At 54.4% G+C, this 15,935-nt stretch carries 12 protein-coding genes and 1 tRNA gene; all 13 read right to left on the reverse strand.

Features of this window, described 5'->3' with window-relative positions:
* Window positions 1–47: 47 nt before the first annotated feature.
* The gene (locus tag Y017_RS12840) at window positions 48–3,794 is read right to left on the reverse strand and encodes a type I restriction endonuclease subunit R (protein WP_035461283.1); all 3,747 of its coding nucleotides are present in this window, start codon (window positions 3,792–3,794) and stop codon (window positions 48–50) included.
* The gene (locus Y017_RS12845; RefSeq protein ID WP_035461285.1) at window positions 3,791–4,372 is read right to left on the reverse strand and encodes a hypothetical protein; all 582 of its coding nucleotides are present in this window, start codon (window positions 4,370–4,372) and stop codon (window positions 3,791–3,793) included. Before Y017_RS12845 ends, Y017_RS12840 begins: the two co-directional genes overlap by 4 nt.
* The gene (locus Y017_RS12850; RefSeq protein ID WP_035461286.1) at window positions 4,344–5,753 is read right to left on the reverse strand and encodes an ATP-binding protein; all 1,410 of its coding nucleotides are present in this window, start codon (window positions 5,751–5,753) and stop codon (window positions 4,344–4,346) included. Before Y017_RS12850 ends, Y017_RS12845 begins: the two co-directional genes overlap by 29 nt.
* A 3-nt stretch (window positions 5,754–5,756) precedes the next feature.
* A complete protein-coding gene (locus Y017_RS12855) occupies window positions 5,757–7,199 on the reverse strand; it encodes a restriction endonuclease subunit S (protein ID WP_035461288.1) in 1,443 nt (480 codons plus the stop codon).
* The gene (locus Y017_RS12860; RefSeq protein WP_035461391.1) at window positions 7,189–8,829 is read right to left on the reverse strand and encodes a class I SAM-dependent DNA methyltransferase; all 1,641 of its coding nucleotides are present in this window, start codon (window positions 8,827–8,829) and stop codon (window positions 7,189–7,191) included. Before Y017_RS12860 ends, Y017_RS12855 begins: the two co-directional genes overlap by 11 nt.
* A 75-nt stretch (window positions 8,830–8,904) precedes the next feature.
* Window positions 8,905–10,074: an HNH endonuclease gene (locus tag Y017_RS12865; protein ID WP_051428777.1), complete on the reverse strand. Its 1,170-nt coding sequence runs from the start codon at window positions 10,072–10,074 to the stop codon at window positions 8,905–8,907.
* Window positions 10,071–10,463, reverse strand: coding sequence for an HIT family protein (locus tag Y017_RS12870; protein WP_035461290.1), 393 nt, complete (start codon window positions 10,461–10,463; stop codon window positions 10,071–10,073). The genes Y017_RS12865 and Y017_RS12870 overlap by 4 nt, the downstream gene beginning before the upstream one ends.
* 274 nt (window positions 10,464–10,737) lie before the next feature.
* Window positions 10,738–10,814 (reverse strand) — tRNA-Pro (locus tag Y017_RS12875).
* Between the two features lie 372 nt (window positions 10,815–11,186).
* The gene (locus Y017_RS12880; protein ID WP_011589116.1) at window positions 11,187–11,546 is read right to left on the reverse strand and encodes a MerR family transcriptional regulator; all 360 of its coding nucleotides are present in this window, start codon (window positions 11,544–11,546) and stop codon (window positions 11,187–11,189) included.
* Window positions 11,527–11,829 carry an integration host factor subunit alpha gene (gene ihfA / locus Y017_RS12885; RefSeq protein WP_011589117.1) on the reverse strand — a complete coding sequence of 101 codons (303 nt, stop codon included), beginning with the start codon at window positions 11,827–11,829 and terminating at the stop codon, window positions 11,527–11,529. The genes Y017_RS12880 and ihfA overlap by 20 nt, the downstream gene beginning before the upstream one ends.
* A gap of 26 nt (window positions 11,830–11,855) precedes the next feature.
* Window positions 11,856–14,246 carry a phenylalanine--tRNA ligase subunit beta gene (pheT, locus tag Y017_RS12890; RefSeq protein WP_035461292.1) on the reverse strand — a complete coding sequence of 797 codons (2,391 nt, stop codon included), beginning with the start codon at window positions 14,244–14,246 and terminating at the stop codon, window positions 11,856–11,858.
* A gap of 34 nt (window positions 14,247–14,280) precedes the next feature.
* The gene (gene pheS, locus Y017_RS12895) at window positions 14,281–15,300 is read right to left on the reverse strand and encodes a phenylalanine--tRNA ligase subunit alpha (RefSeq protein WP_011589119.1); all 1,020 of its coding nucleotides are present in this window, start codon (window positions 15,298–15,300) and stop codon (window positions 14,281–14,283) included.
* Window positions 15,301–15,556: 256 nt separating this feature from the next.
* The gene (rplT, locus tag Y017_RS12900) at window positions 15,557–15,916 is read right to left on the reverse strand and encodes a 50S ribosomal protein L20 (RefSeq protein ID WP_007151143.1); all 360 of its coding nucleotides are present in this window, start codon (window positions 15,914–15,916) and stop codon (window positions 15,557–15,559) included.
* Window positions 15,917–15,935 lie beyond the last annotated feature (19 nt).

Genomic DNA, 15,935 nt, shown 5'->3' on the forward strand with positions numbered 1-15,935 from the left:
ACTGGCAACAATGAAGTTAGGTACATGCATCAACCTGACGCTTTTATCTAGTGAATTGTTGAGTTCCCTTTATGCTTAAATTGAACCTTTGCATCAATCATAGAGGGCATATTTTTATTATTCTCTTTCTCTTTTTTCCAACGCTTAGACAAATCTTTTTTCATTCTTTCAAAACCGTCTGCATACGCAGGGTACTTCTCAAGGAATCTGAGTGCAAAGCTGCCAACGATGAATATCCCAAATAGAATATCAACACTTCCAGAACGCGCCCTATCAAGACAGACGTATTGCTTTAGCCCAAACTCACTCATATCTTCGGAAAAATCTGAGAGATAACCAGCGATAATAGATTCGGCAATGAAATAGCTATCTACTATCTCAAGACTAACAACACCAAGCTTTTTTAGCTCAGCGAAACCATTCGCATAAAGCAGACCAGTGGTGTCTTGCTTGTATTCCTGATCCAGTCTGATAGAAATATCAGCCACCCTCACCGCACCAAGCATTAACGAAACCTCGCCAACCGTATGCAGAGTTCGACCGCCGATAACAATAGGCTCTTTCGTCTTACTCTTTACTTTTTCTACGGCCTGATACTTTTTGAAGTTCTCCGCCTGCTCGAAAATTTCCTTGTAAACCTCATCCCGATCCACTGGCGGATAGCCATATTCGGCTAGCACCAGGATCAGCCCGACTTTCAACCCAGCCTTGATGTCATCACGCTCGCTCCAGTCCGTGTACTTGGCCTTGTCATCCACCACCTCACGCACCGCCTTGGACAGCGCCACCAGCTTGTCTTCCGGGTAGGTGAAGTCGTATTTGACCGCCAGTTTCTTGAGGATGTCGTAGAAGGCCTTCTCTTCCAGGCTATCCATATCCCCCAAGTCGCCCTTTTCATCCTTGATCGCCTTGATCAGGTCGATGATTTCGGTGGAGAAATCTTCCAGTACATTGCTGACCAGAACGCTGTCTTCCTTGCGCTCGTTGTATTTATCCACCAGCGCCCGGAATTTATCTGAGAACTCGATGCCCTTGGTGCGGTTTACCTTGCGGAAGTCTTCGATGGCCTTGGCCAACAGCTTCTGCAGTAGCTTGATCTTGGTGTTGGGCAGCTTGATCTTCTCGATCTTGGCCAGGTAGTCATCATCGAACAGATCAACGCCTTCGGCGCTCTCGTCGTCGAGCTTGAAGACTTCTTCCACCCCATCCGCTTTCAGGGCCTCTGCCACCATTTCCCGCACTCTGGCATTCATCTGGGCTATATCCGGGGCATGGCCGCGGGTGAGCTTGAAGACGATGGAGCGTACCGCCAGATAGAAATGGATCAGGTCACGTTCGCTATGGGTGATCGACTCGGAACCAGAGCAGATGTCGTAGGCGGCCTTGAGGCGCTTCACCAGCGCCATGAAGCGCTTTTCGATCTTGTCGGTGAGCTGCACAAACTCCGCCGCCCTATTCAGGCAATTGAGCTGCTCCAGCGGGCTGCCGTCGAAGTACGGCTTGGTATCGAATTGATGGAAGATCTTGCCGAGCAGATCCAGGTGGTCTTTCACCACCACCACGGACTGGGCGATCTCCTCGATATTCTGCTGGTCGGCCTTGTTGTAGTGGGCCAGCGCCAGATTCATCTGCTTCTTGATGCCGATGTAATCCACTACCAGGCCCTTGTCCTTGCCTTCAAACTTGCGGTTTACCCGCGAGATAGTCTGGATCAGGTTGTGGCGCTGTATCGGCTTGTCGATATAAATAGTATCCAGGAACGGCACATCAAAGCCGGTGAGCCACATGTCCACCACAATGGCGATCTTGAAGTTGGATTTGGGGTTCTTGAACTGTCGATCCAGCTCCTTGCGGTACTCCTGCGTGCCCAGCATTTCCCACAGCGCTTTCTCGTCATCCTTGCCGCGGGTCATGATCATCTTCACCCGCTCCATGGGCTTGATCTCTTTGCGCTCCTGCTCCGTCAGCTCTACCCCTTCCTCGCAGGCCAGCACCTCATTCCAGGCCGGACGCAGCGCCACCACTTCCTGCCAGAAGGCCCAGGCAATCTCACGGCTACTGCACACAAAAATGGCCTTACCCTTCACCGTGGAGCCTTCTTCCAGCCGCTTCTCGTAGTGATGAACAAAGTCGATGGCCAGCGCCTTGATGCGGTCCGGGTCGCCGAGAATGGCGGCCATGCTGCTACTGCTCTTCTTGCTTTCCTCAATGTGGTAATCGCTGGCGCCGTCTTCGGCACACTGGTCGTAGTAGGCCTCAATCTCCTTGAGCTTCTCGTTATCCAGCACCACCTTGGCGGCACGGCCCTCGTACACGATGCGCACGGTGATCTCGTCCTTCACCGATTCGGTCATGGTGTAGCTGTCCACCACCTCACCGAACACATCCAGGGTGGCGTCGATGGGCGTACCGGTGAAGCCCACATAAGTGGCATTGGGCAGCGAGTCGTGCAGGTACTTGGCGAAGCCGTAGGTGCGTTTGACGCCCTTTTCCGTCACCCGCACCTTTTGGTCCAGATTCACTTGGCTGCGGTGGGCCTCATCGGAAATACAGATCACATTGGTGCGGTCGGTGAGCAGCTCGGCGTCTTCGGTAAACTTGTGGATGGTGGTCAGGAACACCCCGCCACTGTTACGCCCCTTGAGTAGCTCACGCAGGTGCGCACGGCTTTCCACACTGAGCACCGCCTGATCGCCGATATAGCCCTTGGCATTGGTGAACTGCCCGGAAAGCTGGTTATCCAGATCGGTGCGGTCGGTAATCAGCACGATGGTCGGGCTCTCAAACGCCGCGCTCTTCATCAGCAGCCGGGTCAGGAACAGCATGGTGAAGCTCTTGCCGCAGCCGGTGGCACCAAAGTAGGTGCCGCCCTTGCCGTCACCCTCAGGTTTGCGGTGGCGCAGGATATTCTCGTAAAGCTTGGTGGCCGCGTAGAACTGCGGGTAGCGGCAGACGATCTTCTCCTGCTTGCGCGACACATCCGGGAAGAACACGAAGTGCCGGATAACCTGCCGCAACCGATCCCGGTCGAATAGCCCCTGGATCATGGTATGCAGGGAATCGATACCATCCTTGCCGATGGCCTCCTCCCCCGTCACCTTGCGCCAGGTGTAGAAAAACTCGTAGGGGGCAAACAGCGAGCCCAGGCGCGAATTCACCCCGTCACTGATCACACACAGCACGTTGTATTTCATCAGCTCGGGAATATCCCGGGCATAGCGGGTGGTCAGCTGGACATAGGCATCATGCAGGGTCGCTTCTTCGCGGATGGCGCTCTTTAGCTCGAACACCACCAGCGGCAGACCATTGATATAGAGAATCACATCCGGAATGCGCTTGACCTTCCCCTCAATCTCCAGCTGGTTCACCACTCGGTACAGGTTGCTGTCGCCATAACCGCCAGCACCGTCTGCCACCAGCGTTTCCACCTCGCCCTCTTTGGGCAGGCGCTGCAGCGGTAGGCCGCTGTAATCAATCAGCTGAACGTAGAGGTCTTTCTTGCTGCGATCTTCGCGCTTAAGCAGGAAGCCATCGGCCACCAGCTTCTGAATGGTCTTGTTGGAGTCGTACAGATCCTGAGGATTCAGGGCATTCAGTCGGTTGATGATGCTGTCGATTTCGCCTGAGGTGATGCCGTCAGTGGCATAGCGGGTAAACAGGAACTGGCGCAGGTCGTCCTTGAGCAGCACTTCAGCGGCAGGAAGAGCCAGATCAGCACCCAAGGTGTAGGGATAACCTTGCTCACCCAGCAATGCGATAACGGCCAGCTCAAGCTTTGCTTCTGTAAAGCTCATACATCCCCTTCCCGATTGGTGATATAGGCCTGGCTCGGGTGGTTGGGCATGGTCGGGTACTGGTAGCGCAAGCGCTTGTCCTTGATCATCGGCTGCAGATAATCCTTGCGAACCACCCCTTCTGATCGCTGCAGCAGATCGGTCAGCAGCTCAAGGGTGCAAGGCTGTTCTGCACACAGGGCCAGAATCACCTTTTCAACCAATGGCTTAGACGCCTTCTTCGTGGACGAGACCGGTTCCGCAATGGATCTGAGCGCCTCCAAACCCCCAGAGCCCTCCGCCAAACCCCCAGAGCTTTCTGGCAAACCCCCAGAGCTCCCTCCCAAACCACCAGAGCTGTTAAAGGCCTCATAGGCATCGTCCAGCCTCGCCTCTTCCAGGAAATACACGGTCCCGCGGCCGCTCCCATCCTGAAACAGCAGGCCCTTCTCCAGCAGTCGGCCAAGGATGGCTGGCAGTTCGATTTGCGATGAAATAAGCCTTTCCTTATATATCAACCAGTTACCGCCCTTAGGGCTCCACCCTTGAACTTGCCCTGAAATGGCTGCCTCAAGCCCATGCTGGTATATATCGGGCATACCTCTTGGAGTCTGGCGCGTTTGGATCATTTTTGATCAATCCTTGTTCTGAGGTAGCCGCGATAATCTGAGACACCGTATTACCACTCCCCTCAGACAAGCCAAATCGCTCTCGGAGGCTTTGATTGGTCATTTGTTTACGCAGCACCCATTGCAACACACAGTGCTGATAGCACGCCCGAATACGATCGCTGCCGCTCATCTCACGAAAACTACGAGGTCCATAAATAACTGCAATGGTACGCCTGTGGCTCACCAAGAATTCAGGCGCCGGAAGCTGTAGAACCTCCGCAGCTTCGACCACCCTATCAATACCGCTACTTTTCTCTTCACAAATACCAAACCTGCGCATCAGATCGGCCAAACGCTCATTTCTAGACTGATAACCATCAATAAAGCGTTCGACAGGAACAACTGGTTCACCAGGGTTCGAGATTTCCACACGATTACTATAAATCTCTACCACTGGGGAAACCCCCGTCATATCGAGATCCTGATGAATCAGGGCATTAGCCAATAACTCCCGAATTACTACATCTGGCAGTAGCTTAGCCTCCCTTCGGATAGCCTCTTGAATTACCTCATTCTGAGGCAGCAGGCCCATCACATAGCCCACCAAACCAGAGAAACCAACCGCATAGCCTTTTTCACCAGTTACATCTGATTTCGTTTTAAGTTTCGACTCTCCCTCATAAACAATAACCCTGGCAGCCTTTCTGGCCACCTGAGGGAAATCACGAAGCTGCTTGGCAAGAAGTAACGCTCCAATATTAAGAATGGCGTAGCCCTGAGCACCCTGCTCGATAAGGTGCTCGTCTTCCAGATAGGCAATCACTGCCTCTTGTGTCGTCGGGTAGGGGCGACCAAGAAGATCGAAGAAGGTCTGCGTATCCAGCAAGCGCACCACATCCGAGGCACTCAGGTCTTGCAATGCAACATTCTCAAGCCAGCCCGGCTGCCCCTCGGAAAAAATGCGTCTTAGCTGGTCTTCACTCATGGGCACCAGTTCTTCACCAGAACGCATCAAGTACGCACCACCGAAATGATAAGCCGTGCCCCGGGGGCGGGGAGGAATGATGAACACCAACACCCTCCCCTCAGGGTGCGCCACTTCCTCAATATCGACGCGAAAGCCAATCGCCTGAAATATTTTCGAGGCCATTTCTATCGGATTATCAAATGCTCGAGTTCCGACCACCGGCCTTGGGGACTTGTCTGCAACGCCCAGTATCAGGTGACCTCCACCCTCATTAGCTATAGCGACGCAATACTTATAAAGCTTCTGATTATCGTATTGGGTCTTGGCTTCCTTAAACTCGAGATTCTGTGTCTCTGACTTGGAAGCCCTCCAAAAATCGATCTGATCTGGCGTAATACTCATAAGCTATACGACCTCAGCCAAGCTCTGATGCACGTCTTCGATTCTGATCTCACCTCGAAGAAGCCGAGGAAGAATCGAATCTCGAATCGAGGCCAATGACAAAGATTGCTCGCTACGGGCCTGCGCCGACAATAAGAAACCTCGAATAATGCTTGAAAACTCTCGCATCAATTGATCGGAAGGAATGACAACCTGCCAGTTCATTATCGCCTTCTTGTCCCCCCGGGGCATTTTGGTCCCTTTTGCTGTCGCCATCATGTAATCAAAGAATTTATCTTGGCACAGCAGGCAGTACAGGTACTCCTCAGCACCAGCCAGCCTCGACTCAAACCCTAATACGTCGTTAGAACGACCGCCCACCCTGCGAGCCATCCAGATCTTCTTGAAATAGGGACGAATATTCGACACTAGGATACTGCCGTCCGTGAAAGCAGGAACCCACTCGGAGGTTGGCAACGACGAAGCCTCTCGTACACCGCCCCGCTCTGGGATCAGGTTCTCTGTCGATACATAATTTGCATGCCCGATTTCCCCCACTGATATGCGTTCAGAACCATAGTGCGCAATCTCATCAAGCAACCCCGAAGGCCACCCTGCCGGCACCCAGCCCATTTCCTCATTAAAGACAAAGCTGTCGGGAAAGAGGGCGCGGAGGTCGGCGGGGAGGGGTTGCAAGGGGGTGGCGGGGGCCGTTGTGCCCGATTGCGTGTGGGGGGCGGTTTGGGTTGGGTGTGTGTTATCCGTGGCGTTGGGGCTGCGGGTGTCCGCCGCAGAGGCAGCCAGCAGGGCGGCGCGCTTTTCGGCTCTGGCCTGCAATGGCTCGGGAATGGGATTGCCCGCCGCCAGGGCGTTGTCGATCACCGGATCAAAATCCACAAACCAGCTTTTGAACAGCGCCTGAGCCATGGACTCCAGGGTGGCGTTGATTTGGCGGTTTAGTTCGATTTTGTTATCAAGCGCAGAAAGCACAGATGCGATTTCCCTTTGCTCTTGTAGCTTAGGGATACGAATTGGGAATGACGGCAATTCCTTTAGCGCAATACGATCTACAGTCGCACCAGAATTTGTTCGCGCTACGATTTCGCGTTGAAAATCAGGACTAAGATAGGCAAACAAAAGGTAACTAGGATCCACCACCTCTTTGTTTGGCCTCAATAGCCCCATTCTTCTTCCAAGGCATGCCTTAATCCCACCAGGCATGAGCGCAGCCTCACCAAGCCTTGTTTCATACGAAAAAAGAACATCTCCTTCCTGAGGAGTTACTCTTTTGGTCCATTTTATATATTGCTCTTCACTAATATGGGCAGACTTAGACAGGTCTAGCTTTCCTTGCTCTAAGCTAGATATGCTAAGAAAATACGGGCCTTCTTCAATTTTCTTGGGCGTCGCATGAGGTCCGTCAAATACTTCAGCAATATCCCCGATGGTTGTCCAATCACCGGCCATAGCCCAAGCCCTCCAGATTGCTCTTTATCAAAGCATCCAACTTTTCCGCTTCTGCCATTTGCTCGAACAAGGTCTGAGTTAGAGCCTGCATCTTCTCCTCAAACAGCACCCCATCATCTTCCAGCTCCGCCGCCCCCACATAGCGCCCCGGCGTTAGCACATAATCATTGGCCTTGATGTCATCCAGCGTGGTCGCCTTACAGAAGCCGGGCACATCTTCATAGTCGCCATCTTTCTCTTCGCCACGCCAGGCATGGTAGGTGCGGGCAATCTCCCCAATGTCGTCGGTGGTGAGCTCCTTGTGGGTGCGGTCCACCATGGAGCCCATATTGCGGGCATCGATAAACAGGGTTTCGCCCTGGCGGTTGCGGTGGTTGCTGTCGCTGTGGCCGGGAATGGTTTCGGCTTTCTTGTTCTTGGTGAGGAACCAGAGGCACACGGGAATCTGGGTGGTGTAGAACAGCTGGCCCGGCAGGGCGATCATGCAATCCACCAGGTCATTCTCGATGAGCTTCTTGCGGATCTCGCCTTCACCTTTTGTGTTGGTGCTCATGGAGCCGTTAGCCAATACAAAGCCGGCCACGCCGCTCTCGCTGAGCTTGCTGACCATGTGCAGAATCCAGGCGTAGTTGGCGTTGCTGGTGGGCGGCACTTCGTAACCGGCCCAGCGTGGGTCGTTGGTGAGTTCATCCGGGCCGCGCCATGCTTTTAGATTGAAGGGCGGGTTGGCCATGATGAAGTCGGCCTTGAGGTCCGGGTGCTGATCCTTGAAGAAGGTATCCGCCGGCACATCACCGAAGTTGGCGGCAATGCCGCGGATGGCCAGGTTCATCTTGGCCAGCTTGTAGGTGGTGGCGGTTTGTTCCTGGCCGTAGATGGAGATGTCTTTCTTGTTGCCCTTGTGGCTTTCCACAAACTGCACGGACTGCACGAACATGCCGCCGGAGCCGCAGCAGGGGTCGTAGATCTTGCCGTGGTAGGGCTCGATCATTTCCGCCAGCAGGTTAACCACGCACTTGGGGGTATAGAACTCCCCGCCGCCCTTGCCTTCGGTGGCGGCGAATTTGCCGAGGAAGTATTCGTAGACGCGGCCAACGATGTCTTGCTCGCTCTTTGCGCGCTCTCCATTAACGCTGCCGGCACCCTCATCAATCAGGGTATCAATGTTGTTGATGGAGTCGATCAGCGCCGCCAGCTTGCTGGCATCCAGCCCCAGGCGGGAGAAGTAGTTGTCCGGCAGGGCACCGCGCAGGGATTTGTTGGTCTTCTCCACGGTGTGTAGGGCGGTGTCGATGCGCACAGCGATGTCATCCTGCTTCGCCTGCTTGCTGATGGTGCTCCAGCGGGCGTCTTCCGGCAGGTAAAAGACATTGTCCTTGGCGTAGAACTCCACCATGTCCACATAGTCTGCCATGTCCTCTTCCACCAGCTTCTGGCGCTGGGCCTCGAACTTGTCGCTGATGAACTTGAGGAAGATGAGGGAAAGCACCACATGCTTGTATTCAGAGGACTCCACCGAGCCACGGAGCTTGTCCGCGGTATCCCAGAGGGTTTGCTCGAAGGACTTGGTAGCCTTCTTGGCTGCTGCTTTTTTACGAGCAGGCTTCTTCTTTTCGGTGTCGCTACTCAATGTCATTTTCCTGTTTTTGCTGCCCGGCTTAGGCTAGGCATGCTCTGACGTTTGGCTGTCAATTTTTCGGCAGGCTCAACCTCTTCCAGCCTGCTTTTCGCGGTAATGCTCTCTGTGGTGCGCCAGATAACGTTGATGGCTGTCGTCCAACTTGACGACCATGTCCTTGTGAATGCCTAGCTTATTAGGGTCTTCCAAGTGACTGGAGATCAGAATGCGCCCTCTTCCATCAAAGCTAATAAGCTGCCGGTCGAAGACCTTGTCAAGATTGGGCACCAACAAAAGGCCATTATACGGGTCCAAGCGCTCCCTGTTATCCGCCTCTCGCCAGGACTTGATGTGGGAGGCGATCAATAAGCTCACACCCGGATACTGGGTCACCGCACAGCCGCGCCAATAGCCCACCAAGCCCTCCCGGAATTTGCCATGGCCCAGGCGGGTAGTACGCAGGGTGCTACGTTCGGTTTCCGAGAGAGAAGCATCGCTATCCAGATCGGCCAGGTCGTTGGTTAACGCATAATCTGTAGCATCTTTGAGAAACTGGCCGTAAAGGCGCAAAGCCGCACTGTACATACCGTGACCCATCTCATCTTTTACCTGAAAGGTCGGCTGGCTTTCGATGCAATAGCTCAGCAGCGGGTATTGCTCCACCGAACCCACATCAAAAAAAGATTCGATCAGCCCGTCCTTGCCTTGCAGCAACTTCGGCAGCGCGTTGTTCAATGCGCCAGCATAGCTTTTGATCGCCCGTTCACTCTTGCCAATTGAATCAGTCCAGTGAGAAAAGTGCTTGCGACGATTATGAAGATTGGCCAACAGCGCCGCTTCGATTTGTGGCTGCATGGCCGAATCACAAAGCAGGTTAAATAGCGGTGTATCCAGCCAAGCGTAGTCAATCAGTTTCAGGGTTGCCCGTGGGCTGGGTGCCTTATGGTCTTCTACCCGTTTCTGGTACTCCTCTTCCTTACCCTTAACAGGCCGGTGATACCAGAAACCAGAGGATTGCAGGTAAAAGTAAGGAAACTCCGGGTTGCCCCGGTCATTGTTTTGCTTGAGCTGATTAAAACGTCTGGAGAAGGCCTTGCGCAGGGCATCATCAAAGCGGATTTGGTTATCTCGCAGTGTGCCTAAGCGGATCAGATCCAGAACGGCCAGCAACAGGCAGACCTTGTGAGGCCGGGGCCGCTCCTTGGTGCGGTCCATGCGCAGACTGCTGAGCTGATCCAGATACTGTGTCGGAGTCATTGTCCACTCCAGTAATCCGCCTGTTCCGGCTTCACCCAACGCACGCCCCCTCTGGGATCATCACTGTCTGCCTGATAGCGGGGAATGATATGGCAGTGCATGTGCGGGACGGTTTGGCCGGCTGCTTCGCCGCAATTCATACCGATGTTGTAGGCATCCGGGGCGTAGCGCTGATCCAGGTAATCTTTAGCCTGGTTGATCAACTCCATCACGGCGCTCTGCTCCTGCTCGGTGAGGCAGAACCAGTCGTTAGCGTGTCGTTTAGGGATCACCAGCAGATGGCCAGGAGAGACGGGGAATTTGTCTTCGCGAACATAGGCCAACGCATTTTTCAGGTCCGGGCCATCCGGCAAATAGGCCGGCACGATACAAAATGGGCACTCTGGCATTCCTATCCCCTTTATCTGCTTTGGCAATCCCTGCCTGAAGGCCATTCATTATTATTTGTGAACCTTATCACAAGGCTACGGAGCTACCAGCTTTGCTCACCATTTTTTCCTGTCTGTCTAACAGAGAGTATCGGGCTTTGCGCATGACAGTAACGGAGATGTATGAGGGAGAACGGGATCACCTCCCACAGTGAAGATCAAGGTTTGTTGAACCACCAAATTTCAGGCACAAAAAAGCCCGACTGTTTCCAGTCAGGCTTTTTTGTATCTCGATTGGTCGGGACGGGAGGATTCGAACCTCCGACCCCTTGCACCCCATGCAAGTGCGCTACCAGGCTGCGCTACGCCCCGAGATGTGCTTGGTAGGCAGTGCTACCAAAGCGGCGAGCATAATAGCGGATTTGATTGGGGGATGGAACCAGTAACGTACTGGTTGATCAGGGTTTAAGCGATGAAGACACAAGCGCCAAGTTGCAAGCAACAAGTCGGACTCATGCGGCGCCGAGACAGCAACGTCGTATCCGCTCTCCAGCCCGGCTTGTCAGACCGGGCCTGTGAAAAGGGTAGTTCCACCGAAAACTATAGCCGGCTGCCCATTCGCAGCCGAACGACCGCGCCTACGAGGTGAGCGGATTGCGGGGAAGCAGGCATGAAAAAACCCCGGAAGCGAGGCTGCCGGGGCTTCTTGCTTACAGGCAAACACCTGCAAGAGATCTGTCTGGATCAGGAGGCTTTAAGTACGTCTAGAACCTCTTCCATCTCCACAATCATCTGCTTGATGAGTTGATGATACTGTGTGACCTGCTCAGCGTTGGCGCCGCCAGAAAGCTGTTGACGGGCACCACCGATGGTAAAGCCCTGATCGTACAGTAAGCTGCGGATCTGACGAATCATCAGCACGTCTTGACGCTGATAGTAGCGGCGGTTACCACGGCGCTTTACCGGGTTGAGCTGTGGAAACTCCTGTTCCCAATAGCGCAATACATGCGGCTTGACGTCACATAGGTCACTGACTTCACCAATGGTGAAATATCGCTTCCCTGGAATCGCCGGCAATTCGTCGTTATGACTTGGTTCCAGCATACGCCTCAACCCGTTGTTTTAATTTTTGCCCTGGACGAAAGGTAACAACCCGGCGAGCGGTAATGGGAATTTCTTCACCGGTTTTCGGGTTCCGCCCTGGGCGTTCACTCTTGTCTCTGAGGTCGAAATTGCCAAAGCCTGAGAGCTTCACCGGAATATTATCTTCCAGCGAATGGCGGATTTCTTCAAAAAACATTTCCACCATTTCTTTGGCTTCACGCTTGTTCAACCCTAATTCTTCGAACAAACGCTCGGCCATATCTGCTTTGGTCAGCGCTCCCATTAATAGCTCCCCTGCCCTTCCTTAATTCAGTCCCTTAAGATGGCGTTAAACTGTTGTTTTAACTGGGATACTACGGCATCCACCAAGTCATTCACCTCTTGATCCTTAAGAGTGCGCGAACGGTCCTGGAAGGTCAAGCCCAAAGCGAGGCTTTTACGATTTTCACCGATGCTATCACCTTGATATATATCGAAAATATTGACCCCGGTGAGACGCTCGTCACAGGTAGAACGCACCGCCGCAATTAGCTCACCTGCGGGGATACTATCCTCTACCACGAAGGCCAGGTCACGGCGCATGCGTGGCTGATCAGACACCGACTGGAAGCTCGGCAGGACACCTTGCTGCAATGGCGCCTGGGCCAGCTCGAAGGCGTACAGCTGACCCGGCAGGTCCAGATCTGCCGCTAGCCGTGGGTGAATCCGCCCCAGATAACCAACGATCTCGCCGTCACGTTTCAGCGCAGCGGTCTGTCCCGGATGCAACGCCGGATGCTCGGCGGGCTCGAAACTGAAGGCATCCGCATCGGACAAGGCCAGCAAGGCTTCCACATCCCCTTTCAGGTCAAAGAAATCTACCGGGCGTTTGCCTTCCCAGTTCTGCGGCTGGGCACTGCCGTAAAGCAGGCCGGCGATCATGGGCGTCTGGGCTAGCCCGCCTTCCACGTCTGCCGCATCGGTAGGGACAAAACGCAGACCGGTCTCGAACAGACGCAGGCGATCAGCCTGGCGGTTCAAATTGTGGCGGGCGGTACTGAACAATCCGGCCAACAGCGTGGTACGCATGACACCCAGATCCATAGAGATCGGGTTGAGCAATGGCAGCGGTTCTACTCGGGGTTCCACTTTAGCCAAGAGGCCTGGCTCTACGAAGGTGTAGGTAATAGCCTCCTGGTAGCCCCGGTCCATCAGGGTGTCGGCTAAACGCCGCAGTGCCACAATATGCTCTGGAACGGTATCACCGGAAGGTGAGCCCGCGGGCACGCGGCTAGGCAGTTTTTCATAGCCGTAAATACGCGCCAACTCTTCGATCAAGTCCTGTTCGATGGCCATATCAAAGCGCCAGCTGGGCGCAAGCACGCGCCACTCTTCACCCTCACCCTTGGCTGAGATGTCCATGCCCAAGCGGCTGAGAATGTCTTCCACTTGTTGAGCGGGAAGGCCCATCCCCAGCAAGCCCTCGATGCGTTCGGCACGCAAGGTGAGCTCAGCCTGTTTGGGCAGCTGCGCTTCGTCCGCCGCTTCAGTGACAGGGCCAGCCTGACCGCCGGCAATTTTCTGGATCAAGGCAGTGGCGTATTCAATGGCATTGTTTTGCAGTTGTGGGTCGACACCCCGCTCGAAGCGGTGAGAAGAATCCGTGTGCAAACCGTAAGAGCGAGCCTTGCCAGCAATGGCCAACGGCGCGAAGAAGGCACACTCTAGGAAGATGTCTTGCGTGTCCGTGGTCACTGATGAGGGCTTGCCCCCCATCACACCGGCCAACGCCAAAGCAGCACCATCATCGGCGATCACTAGAGTGTCATCGCGCAGGGTCAGCTCCTGGTCGTCCAGAGTGGTGAGCTTTTCCTCAGCCTTGGCCTTACGGACGGTGATGCCACCGTTCAGTTTTGCCAGGTCGAATGCATGTAGCGGCTGGCCCAGCTCTACCAACACATAGTTGGTCACGTCCACAATCGGGTCGATGGTGCGCAGGCCAGCTCGACGCAGGCGCTCTACCATCCACAGTGGAGTGGCGGCATTGACGTCCACTCCTTTAATGACGCGGCCAAGATAACGGGGGCAGCCGGCGCTGTCCGCCAATGTCACGGTCAGGCTGTCGTCGATGACAGGGGCCACTTTGCTAATGGAAGCTTCGGTGAGCGCCGTCTGGTTCATCACCCCTACTTCCCGCGCGATACCACGCAGGCTCAGGCAGTCCGCCCGGTTAGGCGTTAGATCTACCTCGATGACGGTGTCGTCTAGGCTCAGATAGTCACGGAAATCCGCGCCCACCGACGCATCTTCCGGTAGCTCCATCAAACCATCAATCAGGTCTTCCAGGCCTAGCTCGGAAGCACCGCACAGCATGCCATTGGATTCCTGGCCACGCAGCTTGGCTTTCTTGATCTTGAAGTCGCCAGGCAGCACTGCACCCACTTGGGCGAAAGGCATTTTCAGGCCGACACGCACATTGGATGCACCGCAAACCACCTGCACCGTGTCGGTACCGTTTGTGACCTGGCAAACACTCAGCTTGTCTGCATCCGGGTGCGGTTCGCAGCTTTCAACCTGCCCAACCACAACACCGGTAAAGGCCGGTGCAGCGGGCTCCACGGCATCCACTTCTAAACCGGCCATGGTCAGTTGTTGTACCAGGGTCTCGGTATCAATGGCCGGGTTAACCCACTCCCGCAACCAGGCTTCGTTAAAACGCATTGTCGAAATTCCTTAAACTTGTTCGCGGGAGGCGTTAGCCAAACTGGGACAAAAAGCGGGTGTCGTTCTCAAAGAACAACCGCAAATCGTTTACGCCATAACGGAGCATGGCGATACGTTCGATGCCCATACCAAACGCAAAACCGCTGTACTCTTCTGCATCAACGCCGCCGGCCTCAAGCACCGTTGGGTGCACCATGCCGCAGCCCATGATTTCGATCCAACCTGTGTGCGAACACACCCGGCAGCCTTCTCCACCACAGCTAACACAGCCCACATCGACTTCGGCGCTTGGCTCGGTAAACGGAAAATAGCTGGGACGGAAACGCACCGGCAGATCTTCCACTTCAAAGGTGTAACGCAGGAATTCCGCTACGGTGCCACGCAGGTCCGCAAAGGTAATGCCCTTGTCTACCAACAGACCTTCCACCTGGTGGAACATGGGGGTATGAGTCAGATCCGAATCACAACGATACACTCGACCCGGGGCGATAATCCGGAACGGGGGCTTGCCCTGCTCCATCACCCGCACCTGTACCGGTGAGGTATGGGTACGCAACAAACGCCCATCACCAAAGTAAAAGGTGTCATGCATGGCCCGGGCCGGGTGATGGCTAGGGATATTCAACGCTTCAAAATTGTGGAAATCATCTTCCACTTCAGGGCCTTCGGAAATGTCAAAGCCCAAACGCAGGAAGAAATCTTCAATGCGACGGCGCATACGATTTACCGGATGCAACCCACCCGGCAACTCTCCACGCCCCGGCAGGGTGACATCAACGGTTTCACTGGCAAGCTGCTGTTTTAACGCCGCTTCCTCCATTGCACTCTTGCGATCGGCAATGGCGTCTTGGACTTTTTGCTTGCCTTCATTGATCACCGCACCCGCCTGCGGGCGCTCCTCAGCGCTCAGCTTACCCAAGCCTTTCATCAGGGCACTGATTTCGCCCTTCTTGCCCAGGTACTTTACCCGCACATCATCCAAGGCCCGAATGTCGCCAGCCTGTTCGACCTCTGCCAGAGCAGCGTCGACCAGGGCATTGAGATTTTCCATTTAAGACTCCGCAGTCTTTAAATCAGAAGAAAGTTGAAAGTTGCAAAGCGCGATTCCAGAAAGATACGACCCGACACGGCTAAAGCCGCGCCCCAGTAAAGCGTGGGGAAAAGCCACTCGATTGGCATTAAAACCCAACCGCGTTTCAACTTTATACTTTCAACTTTCAACTGGTCTTTTTTCAAACAAAAACGGGGGAAGAGCGCGAACTCTTCCCCCGTTGAGTATGCTGTTCAGTCTAAGACCGAACAGTAAATCAGGCGGTGAGACTCGCTTTGGCTTTTTCGGCCAAAGCGCTAAAGGTTGCCTGATCGCGGACAGCGATGTCCGCCAGTACTTTACGGTCGATGTCGATGGACGCTTTTTTCAGTCCATTGATCAGACGGCTGTAAGACAGACCGTTCAAACGCGCAGCCGCGTTGATACGCACAATCCACAGACGACGGAATTGACGCTTACGAACCTTACGGTCGCGGTAAGCATACTGACCGGCTTTGGTAACGGCTTGTACCGCTACGCGGAATACACGACTGCGGGCACCGTAGTAGCCTTTAGCCTGCTTGAGAATTTTCTTGTGCCGACGGCGCGCCTGCACACCACGTTTTACTCGTGCCATTGTTTAGTCTCCAGATCCG

It is taken from the genome of Alcanivorax sp. 97CO-5 (assembly GCF_000524665.1).
GTDB lineage: Bacteria > Pseudomonadota > Gammaproteobacteria > Pseudomonadales > Alcanivoracaceae > Alcanivorax > Alcanivorax borkumensis.

What these genes read in the sequence shown, in the direction of transcription:
- Y017_RS12850 (WP_035461286.1), bottom strand. Translation starts at nt 5,753, where the DNA reads ATGAGTATTACGCCAGATCAGATCGATTTTTGGAGGGCTTCCAAGTCA.
- Y017_RS12855 (WP_035461288.1), bottom strand. Translation starts at nt 7,199, where the DNA reads ATGGCCGGTGATTGGACAACCATCGGGGATATTGCTGAAGTATTTGAC.
- Y017_RS12870 (WP_035461290.1), bottom strand. Translation starts at nt 10,463, where the DNA reads ATGCCAGAGTGCCCATTTTGTATCGTGCCGGCCTATTTGCCGGATGGC.
- Y017_RS12840 (WP_035461283.1), bottom strand. Translation starts at nt 3,794, where the DNA reads ATGAGCTTTACAGAAGCAAAGCTTGAGCTGGCCGTTATCGCATTGCTG.
- pheT (WP_035461292.1), bottom strand. Translation starts at nt 14,246, where the DNA reads ATGCGTTTTAACGAAGCCTGGTTGCGGGAGTGGGTTAACCCGGCCATT.
- ihfA (WP_011589117.1), bottom strand. Translation starts at nt 11,829, where the DNA reads ATGGGAGCGCTGACCAAAGCAGATATGGCCGAGCGTTTGTTCGAAGAA.
- pheS (WP_011589119.1), bottom strand. Translation starts at nt 15,300, where the DNA reads ATGGAAAATCTCAATGCCCTGGTCGACGCTGCTCTGGCAGAGGTCGAA.
- Y017_RS12880 (WP_011589116.1), bottom strand. Translation starts at nt 11,546, where the DNA reads ATGCTGGAACCAAGTCATAACGACGAATTGCCGGCGATTCCAGGGAAG.
- Y017_RS12865 (WP_051428777.1), bottom strand. Translation starts at nt 10,074, where the DNA reads ATGACTCCGACACAGTATCTGGATCAGCTCAGCAGTCTGCGCATGGAC.
- rplT (WP_007151143.1), bottom strand. Translation starts at nt 15,916, where the DNA reads ATGGCACGAGTAAAACGTGGTGTGCAGGCGCGCCGTCGGCACAAGAAA.
- Y017_RS12845 (WP_035461285.1), bottom strand. Translation starts at nt 4,372, where the DNA reads ATGCCCGATATATACCAGCATGGGCTTGAGGCAGCCATTTCAGGGCAA.